Annotated in this window: 8 protein-coding genes and 1 pseudogene; 1 reads left to right on the plus strand and 8 read right to left on the minus strand. The window is 46.2% G+C overall.

Going from position 1 to position 6,510, the window contains the following annotated elements; translation table 11 throughout:
* A pseudogene (locus tag H6G00_RS00180) lies at positions 1–1,018 on the plus strand (ribosome assembly protein 4); the annotation flags it as partial.
* A gap of 353 nt (positions 1,019–1,371) precedes the next feature.
* Here H6G00_RS00180 and H6G00_RS00185 read toward each other — a convergent pair.
* The 8 genes from H6G00_RS00185 to H6G00_RS00210 all read right to left on the minus strand — a co-directional run.
* Positions 1,372–1,896 (minus strand): chemotaxis protein CheW, encoded by a 525-nt coding sequence (locus tag H6G00_RS00185; protein WP_190795086.1) that lies wholly within the window; start codon positions 1,894–1,896, stop codon positions 1,372–1,374.
* Between the two features lie 45 nt (positions 1,897–1,941).
* Positions 1,942–2,577, minus strand: coding sequence for a response regulator (locus H6G00_RS00190; protein ID WP_190795087.1), 636 nt, complete (start codon positions 2,575–2,577; stop codon positions 1,942–1,944).
* A gap of 30 nt (positions 2,578–2,607) precedes the next feature.
* A complete protein-coding gene (locus H6G00_RS00195) occupies positions 2,608–3,174 on the minus strand; it encodes an IS630 family transposase (protein ID WP_190795088.1) in 567 nt (188 codons plus the stop codon).
* Positions 3,150–3,344: a winged helix-turn-helix domain-containing protein gene (locus H6G00_RS36465; RefSeq protein WP_347278131.1), complete on the minus strand. Its 195-nt coding sequence runs from the start codon at positions 3,342–3,344 to the stop codon at positions 3,150–3,152. Before H6G00_RS36465 ends, H6G00_RS00195 begins: the two co-directional genes overlap by 25 nt.
* Positions 3,323–3,667: a helix-turn-helix domain-containing protein gene (locus H6G00_RS00200; RefSeq protein ID WP_242042070.1), complete on the minus strand. Its 345-nt coding sequence runs from the start codon at positions 3,665–3,667 to the stop codon at positions 3,323–3,325. Before H6G00_RS00200 ends, H6G00_RS36465 begins: the two co-directional genes overlap by 22 nt.
* Positions 3,668–3,684: 17 nt before the next feature.
* Positions 3,685–4,698: a chemotaxis protein CheA gene (locus H6G00_RS00205; RefSeq protein WP_199318253.1), complete on the minus strand. Its 1,014-nt coding sequence runs from the start codon at positions 4,696–4,698 to the stop codon at positions 3,685–3,687.
* Complete coding sequence (locus H6G00_RS34540; RefSeq protein WP_199318254.1) at positions 4,685–5,035, minus strand: hypothetical protein; 351 nt, start codon at positions 5,033–5,035, stop codon at positions 4,685–4,687. Before H6G00_RS34540 ends, H6G00_RS00205 begins: the two co-directional genes overlap by 14 nt.
* Before the next feature lie 19 nt (positions 5,036–5,054).
* Positions 5,055–6,510: Hpt domain-containing protein (locus tag H6G00_RS00210; RefSeq protein ID WP_242042071.1), on the minus strand; the 1,456-nt coding region annotated here is incomplete at its 5' end.

The raw sequence follows: 6,510 nt of genomic DNA on the forward strand, positions 1-6,510 counted from the left end.
CGTCAGTTTCAGTCCCGATGGCAAGCAGATTGTTACCGCAGGAGAAGATGGCACCGCTCGTCTATGGAACCTCGATGGGCAGGAAGTGCAGCAGTTCCAGGGAGATCAGGGCTCTGTCAATAGCGTCAGTTTCAGTCCCGATGGCAAGCAGATTGTTACCGCAGGAGGCGATGGCACCGCTCGTCTATGGAACCTCGATGGGCAGGAAGTGCAGCAGTTCCAGGGAGATCAGGGCTGGGTCACGAGCGTCAGTTTCAGTCCCGATGGCAAGCAGATTGTTACCGCAGGAGAAGATGGCACGGCAAAATTATTTCCGGTTCTAAACTTGAATCAACTTCTAACAAGAGGCTGCACTCATCTCAACAACTTCTTAATTGCTTACCCCGATCGCCTTAAAACTCTAACAATCTGCCACGATGACCCCGATCGCCTCGCTGCCGCTGCTCCTAATTTGGTGAAAGAGGCAGAGGTACAGGCAAGAGCGGGTAATGTGGATGCTGCAATTGATAACTTCCGCACCGCCCTGCAATGGAATCCCAGCCTTAAGATTGATAACCCTGAAGCTAGAGCAAACCAGTTGGCATTAGAAGGAGAAGCAGAGCGAGAAGCTCAACGTCTAGTTAGCGAGGGTGCAACTTTGGTGGAGCAGGGCGAAATTGAAGAGGCGATCGCCGCTTACACAAAAGCTCAACAACTTGACCCCTCTATAGAAATCTCTGCTTACTCTTGGAATGGTCTTTGTTGGCAAGGTAGCCTGCAAGGACACGCAAAAGACGTGATGTTTGCCTGCGAAAAAGCAGTTGCCCTAGCTCCTCAAGATGGCGGAATTATCGATAGCCGGGGTCTAGCACGAGCACTGACAGGTGATACTGAGGGAGCGACTGAAGACTTTCAAGTATTCATCAACTGGACTGATAATGCCGAATGGAAAACTCAGCGACAGAGATGGATTAATTCATTACGCGCAGGTCAAAATCCATTTACACCCCAGGAGCTTGAGAGCCTACATAACCAGTAGAAGATTTGGTTTGCTGACCAAAAAAAGCGACAGCTAATCTGTGATTAACTGAAGCATTCAAACCTAGACCAACGTTAAAAAAGTGACAGCTAATTTGAGAGAATTAGAAAAGATGACAAGGAGATTGTTAAAGCCTGCTGTGCCATCTCAAGCCGTATAAATCTCCTGAAAACTTCCAAAATAAAAGCTTTTGGAAGTTTGAACTAGGACGACAGGAATTTGTTAAGACGACAGATTAAGTGTTACTCGACAGTCAGGTAACAATCTGCTTGCCATCAGGACTGAAACTGACGCTCCTGAAAATGCCCTGATGTCCTTAGAACTGCTGCACTAAGTTGTGCGACATAATCTGATTATGCAGGTAATTGATTTGCATCTAGTAAAAACAAAGTCAAACTGCTTTCTGCTTGTGGGAGAACAGCAACATGACTGACAATTTCCAAATTTGCTGCATGGCGATATGAATCTGGCAAAGGTCGAATGGTAGATAAAGGAACTTCCATGAGTGTAGGTACAGCTTCGACTGGAATACCGCAGAGCTTGCCTGCTTCAGTTTGAGCAATGACTAAATATCTGTTGTCGAGAGATGTTTCACTTCTTCTATCTCTATGAAACAACCGCTGCTGTAGGTCTAAAACTGTAACTTCACGATCGCCTACATGAGCAATGCCTATGCTGTTGCGATCGCCATTAGAGCTAGGATTGCATTCAGTACCATAAATGGGAGTTTGCTTCAGAACCTTATAAACCGCCTCAATGCGCAATGCTAGTTTAAGGCTACCAATAGAAAACGCGATCGTCCTAATCTGAGAAGCAACCTTGATATTCCTTGGTATATCAGTGCTAGCAGACGGCAGACTGAATAAGCTATCGTTCATAAATTAGATTCCTAGCAAGAAAAGAAACACACAGAATGTAAGGATTTAATGAGTAACCATTGGAGGATGGACTGCTTGCTCTGAGTTTAGAGTTCGGCTGAGGATGTCCAAAAACTCCTGCTCTAGATAAGGTTTAGTGACGTAAGCACTAGCTCCTAAATGCATCGCGAGTCGCCGATGTTTATCGCTGCTGCGATAAGTTAACATAACAACAGGAATTTTTGATAAGGCTGAGACTTTACGACGATGGTTAAGAAACTCAAAGCCGTTCATGTTAGGCATTTCAATATCGCAAACAACTAGTTGAATGGTTTGATTTTTTTCAAGTTGCTCAATTGCTTCTCGTCCGTCTCGTGCTTGTAAAACCTGATAACCTGCTTTCTGTAGCGTTAGAGCTAAGGTTTGTCGCAGTCCAACCGAATCATCTACAAGCAGCACTGTAAATGGACTGCCTGCTGAACTTTGAGCATAGTTAGACAGTATAGGTTGATCCAGGGTCGTTTTGGAGGGCACCCCAATTTTGGAGGGATTGTGGTAGCTTCCAATTTGACTCATCAAAACAGCACTATCGATTACTGGAACTAACCCACCATCACCTAAAATCGTACAGCCATAAATATAATCTGGAGGAGTAACTGCACCGCCAAAAGGTTTAATGACTAGTTCTTGTTCTGTAATCATACGGAATCCGGATAGTAAAGTGACACTAATTTATTCCTCCTTCCACCAATGAAAAAGTGTGTGTCCTCGAATGGTTTGTGGCATGGCTGAAAGGGTAAGACAACGAGATGCTAATGTTTCTTCGAGCGCATCCAAGTCGTCAAACTTGCGGTTGACTAGTGGTTCGTCACTCAATTGCCCCAACCGTTCAGCAGGTTGCAGTTCTGGAGAATAGGGAGGCAGAAATTCTAGATGAATACCTTCTGGTACAACAACTTGCTTAGCTCGATGCCAACCTGCTCCATCAATCACTAGCAAGATTTGTTTGTCGGCTCCTGCTCCCGCTGCCTGAGCAAATACTTGCAAAGCTTGGTTGAACCAAACCACACTGACTCTCGGTAGGATGAGCCACTCGCTCTGTCCGGTATGGGGACAAACAAACGCATACAGATAAAGCCATTGATAGCGATGCTGTACTACTGCACTTGGACGTTGTCCTCGCTTTGCCCATACTTTGCGAATAATCGGTTTAAGCCCCAAGCGATGCTCATCAAACGCCCAAACTTCAACCTGAGCTTGAGGATAAGCTTGTCTCAATTGCTCAACTCGTTGCGGCAAGTTTTTTTAAATGCAGCTTGAGCTTCTGCATCCCCCTTCGCATGACTCGGACGAGGACGTTGTCCGCTGTAGTTGAGCTTCTGCAAATAATCCCATCCTCGTTGGGGGTGAACCTGCTCTCGACCCGTTCTCTTGGCAATCCATTGTGCTACTTTCGGTCCATTCCAAATCCCACCATCCTCAGGGGGTTCCGCAAGGCTCGGTCCAGTTCCTCCTGTTGAGTAACGCTCAGCAAGGCACGACTGGTCATCTGCCGCCCCTGCCGTCCATTCCTGATTGCCTCACTTCCTGCTTTGTTGTAAGCATAAACAACCTTACGCGCATAGGAATAGCTCATTCCCACGCTCTCGGCTGCATCAAGCAGATACCACCGTTGTGAGACAAGCCACAGCAAGTGCCAGCGTCGCGACTCAACCCGGTCGCTGCTGTTTTGATAACGTGTTTTCAGTCCCTCACTACTGAGGTGTTGTGCCAGTGTAATTGTACGTCCCATCCTTCTATCTTATAGTGTTACTCCATAACCGGATTCCGTATCAAACGATCAACTTCTAGAGCCATAATGTAGCTCCCCTGCCGCAACAGCAACAGTGGAGATGCCCAATCTTTAGGAGTAGCAACTGCCATCAACGCCTCGCTAGGAGTAGCAAAGGGCAGGGGGCATGCATAATCTAGAAGGGCTGATAGTTGATAAACAGGAACAAGGCGATCGCGCCAGTGTAGAAACAGCCGTCCACCAGACTGCTTTGTCTGCTCTGCTTTAGGAATTACGATTTCCTCCAGTCCATCAGAAGGAAAAGCTAAAGATGTGGCACCAACTGAGCAAACTAGCAGTTTAGCAATGGTTAGCGTTAAGGGAATGCGTAAGGTAAAGGTTGTGCCTTGCCCGACCTCAGAAGTAACTGTAACCGTTCCTTTAATTGCTTGTAGCTGAGAGCGAACTACATCTAACCCAACACCTCGACCTGAAAGTTCACTAACCTGAGTTGCTGTAGAAAATCCTGGTTCAAAGATCAGCTCGAGCAGTTGGATAGAGGACGCGACAGATGCTTGGTTAACAGACAGCAATCCAGAGCTAATAGCCTGTTTACGAACTCGCTCTAGATTAATGCCCTGACCATCATCCTTAACCTCGATTACTGTCTGGCTTCCCTGGTGATAAGCTCTAATCTCAATTTGTCCTTGCTCTCGTTTTCCCTGCTGACGACGGATGTCAGGTTGCTCAATGCCATGATCAAATGCATTTCGGAGAAGATGCAGCAGCGGATCATATAGTTTTTCAACAACAACTTTATCGACCAGAACGCCAGTTCCAGTCAGCTTTAACTCTACTGGTTTATGATGAGTTGCAGACAAGTCTCTCAAAGTGCGAGGAAAACGGTTGAGAATTTCGCTGAGCGGTAACATTCGTGCCCACATCAGGTCATCCCGCAGGTGATTGAGCATCCGATGCTGGGTTTCTAGCGTTTGGCTAGATTGCCCTGCTAAGAGAGTGATATCTCCTACACTTTCCTCAAAGTTGAGCAATCTCCTCCAAAGTAGACTGAAGTAATAGATGCACTTCTCCGTAGCTATCTAACTCAAGAGAATCGAAGTTAGTTTGATGCAACCAGGAAGACTCTGAAGCATGAGAGTGAGTGACGTTAGCGTTTTGTCGAAATTGTTGAGTAAGCTGATGTTGTGATGAGGAACTGTAGCGCTCTGGTATAACCAACATTTGATCTGAGAGGTCTCGAAGCTGATTTCCCATCTCCTGAAACCGAGAAAATCGTCTTAATAACTCCTGTAACGCCCTCCGAAGCTGTTCATTTTGTAAGGAAAGGGTGTTGCGGTTGATAGTAAACTCCCCTACCAGGTTGTTCATGCGCTCCAGTCGGTCTAGATTAACCCGGACTGAAAGTTGGGGGGGGTGCCTCTGGTGTTAAAGACTTACGCGATTTTTGGTCGTGCTTTAGAGTAGATGCTATAGGGGCGATCGCACTCTCTACAGTCTCTAGCTCAACAGGTTTTGGTTTGAGATTTGTATCAACAGGGGTTGCAGTATCAGGGGTAACTATAGAAGGCAAAGAATCAAACGCCTGCTCAACCGACTGCACCCATTCCTCAATTTGTGGTTGTGGGTTAGCTCCAATTGTTTCCTGGTTTGATGACGCTTCATTAGAAGAGAGCGTTGAGACATAATCTGATACTATGCCTACTGGAGATGACGGTAACTCTATTTCAAAATCTTCTGCTTGAGTTAATTCCTGAAAGTCTGTTGCAAAATCATCCCAAGTACCTTCTAGAGAAGGGAGAAGTATTTCCTCCTCATCCAAATCACTCCAGATGGTATCTAGGGATGATAGTAGGTGTGGCTCCACTATCTCTAGCTCTGTTGCTGAAGAAACAGAGAAATGAGACTCTTTTATCGAGCTAAGATTGGCTAACTCTATTAGGGCAACAGAGGGTGCTCCCCCTTCGCTGCGATCGCCTGCTATGACTGCTTGTTGCGCTGCATAAAAGTCTATCAATGCTAGTTGTGCGATTTCTAAAGCTCGTTGAGGATGAGCATTTAAAGCAGCTAAAGTTGCCTGAGCGATCGTTCCAAAGCCCGGGAGTGAAAGCAGTTCAGCAATTCCGACAAACACTTCTGCCTGTGCTCGCAGTTCCGCTGCCATTGTGCCATTGTGATGCTTAGCTAAAACTGCTGCAAGTCGCTCTAGCCCTTGACTCACATCGACTTCGAAAATGGATAGAGTAATATCAATTCCTAACTCAATTGAACTAGGAAGACTTGCGGCTTCTCCCAAAAACTCATCTAGTAGCGCCTCTAGCTGGGTGAACACAGGATCAGCTACAGTCATTACCTGTTCAGCATCAAAATATCCTAGCGTTACCTCCTCCATCAACGGTGAACGCAGACAATCATAGGCTTGAAGCAGGCTAGTTTCTAGCAAAGAGTCAATCTTTAGTGTCTCATGATGAAGCGCTTTAAAGATATCTTCTAAGCGATGAGCTAGGGTTTTAATAGCATCTAGACCGACACTAGCAGCACCTCCTTTAATGGAGTGAGCAGCTCGCATTAAGTTATGAACCTTTGCAGTGTTTCGGTCTTGTCTTAGTGTTAGCAGCTCCGTTTCGATCGTTTGCAGCAGTTCTGGAGCTTCTTGGATGAAAAACTGGTAAGCCTGGTCCCGAATATCAGGGTCGATCGCCATAGTCCTTGGGGATGTAGGAAATAGGGAATAGAGTTGTCGGGAAATAAGAGTAAGGAAGCGACTGCTAGTTTTGGAGTGACTCTGGTCTAAGCAACCATCAGGTAAAAGTTCCATAACCCTGCGGCTGTCAGCATCAAGCGGT

Origin of the sequence: Leptolyngbya sp. FACHB-541 (assembly GCF_014695875.1) — a bacterium.
Taxonomy (GTDB): Bacteria; Cyanobacteriota; Cyanobacteriia; order Elainellales; family Elainellaceae; genus JAAUTN01.